Source organism: Pontibacterium sp. (genome assembly GCF_041587635.1).
GTDB lineage: Bacteria > Pseudomonadota > Gammaproteobacteria > Pseudomonadales > Balneatricaceae > Pontibacterium.
Genome location: NZ_JBFGYC010000698.1, coordinates 1 through 1,733, shown reverse-complemented (window position 1 = coordinate 1,733; position 1,733 = coordinate 1). Strand labels below are relative to the sequence as shown.

General features: G+C 49.6%; 2 protein-coding genes and 1 pseudogene. All 3 read right to left on the bottom strand.

Annotated elements, in window-relative coordinates; all coding sequences use genetic code 11:
* A pseudogene (locus ABYW01_RS20875) lies at window positions 1–247 on the bottom strand (hypothetical protein); the annotation flags it as partial.
* A complete protein-coding gene (locus ABYW01_RS20870; RefSeq protein WP_372836468.1) occupies window positions 244–813 on the bottom strand; it encodes a hypothetical protein in 570 nt (189 codons plus the stop codon). The gene ABYW01_RS20870 and the pseudogene ABYW01_RS20875, both read right to left, overlap by 4 nt.
* Before the next feature lie 520 nt (window positions 814–1,333).
* Window positions 1,334–1,733: MgtC/SapB family protein (locus ABYW01_RS20865; RefSeq protein ID WP_372836466.1), on the bottom strand; the 400-nt coding region annotated here is incomplete at its 5' end.

Below are 1,733 nucleotides of genomic sequence, written 5' to 3'. Positions count from 1 at the left end.
GGCGCACCTCCCGCCGAAAGGTATAGATCCCTTCCAGCCAGGTTGTATCGATGGATTTCTCACGGCCAAACGCATTGGTCACTTCAGAGCTGCCATCAAGCAAGGTGTCGGAGCCGTAATGCTCCTGGCGAACCTGGAATCCCCATCCCCCTTCCCAACGGGGTGCCATGTCCATGACGGGCTGATGCGCAAAAACCGGTAAAGCCCACAGCCCCAACAGTAATCCGTACAGTTGGTTTCGTTTCATGGCTGCGGCTCCAGCTTAATTTTGGTTAACCGGATCGGCTGGCCTTCAACTGCATTCGCTGCCTGTTCTGCATTGAGTTCGGCTCGCACCAAGATCTGCTTGCCTAAAAGTGGCGCAGCCTCGACAGAGGGCGGCAAGGTATAGACCTGACCATTTTCCTCACAAATCAGCTGGTAGTGGCCCTGGTGCTCCCTGATGACACCCTTAAGCGCCACATGATAGATCACAGGGTCATAGCCGCCCTTTACGATTGCGTCTGCAATACCAGCATAACGAACCGGCTTGTTCGGTTGTAGCGCCAAGGTGATGCGGTGCGTATTGATGTCAATCAGCACCCCATCGCCATATTGGGATAGATCCAAGAACTCCAGCTTGGCCAAATTTTTCTCGGTACCGTATGCACAAAATGAGCAAACGACGCCTTTAACCTGGACCACCAGTTTTCCTGGCGAAACATCCTGATGCATTGTTTCTGCCATGGCTCCAGCACTTAAGAGCAGCCCCAGCAAAACACTTAATCTTGTGCCTTTCATCTTTTGGTTTAACTCCATCGATTTCTTTTCCATGAAATCATCATAGGGCTTGGAGTTAACTCCAGGTCAAGAGTCTCTTTTGGCTAAGAGAGATTGTTACGTCCAATCTGTCCGAATTGCGCTCACAACAGATACTCCACGAGAGATTAAAAGATGATTGCCCTGAGGTTTCAGAGTCTGTTTATGCCGAGAATAGCCTACTACTAGAACGGAATCCGCGATTCTGCCTATGTCTGCTTTGGGTTGCGTTGATCCGTTGAATGCACAGTCGTAAGCGACCGTTCTGGTTGCCACGGCTTTGGTGTCAGACTTCAGTCTATTAAGTCATTTCCAAAGCATCATCCACATCGATATCCCAGATAACAGGCGGTGCTTTCCTGCTTAGTGTGTCCCAGGAGCAGTTATACGGCCCTGAGGCTCTTCGTTCGTTTAAAGACAAGTGCAGGCATCGTGCGTCTCATTGAATGAGTACCATAGGCCGATATAGCAAGCCCAATGGACGCTCCCCCGTGCATATTGATTTTCGGCATCGATTAAAAATTCGTGAAATTTATTAGTCACCTGTAGGGGTGATTCGGAACTCGTGTATAGATTCAGTAGCCTCTAGCATCTCTGACAGGCGAAATGCGCTTGCGCGGTCTGTGGTACGCAAAACCATTCTGTTTCGACGCTGACGTCCATCCTCGTCAAGACGATAGCTGAGATTGGCGATACTAAATCCACAACCTTCGACCAATGTTCGAATCGTGAACTCAGTCATTTCCGAAGTGCGAGCATACCGACATTCAAAGTGATAATAAGCCTGGGATGGCAAGTGTTCTTCAATCCAGCGAAAAATCGAGAGGGTGGAAATCGTGAGAATGACAGAGACCAGGAGAGGAAGATAGAAGCCGATCCCGGCCAGAATACCTATCGCTGCTGTTATCCAAATTGAAGCGGCTGTAGTAAGGCCT

What these genes read in the sequence shown, in the direction of transcription:
- ABYW01_RS20870 (WP_372836468.1), bottom strand. Translation starts at nt 813, where the DNA reads ATGGAAAAGAAATCGATGGAGTTAAACCAAAAGATGAAAGGCACAAGA.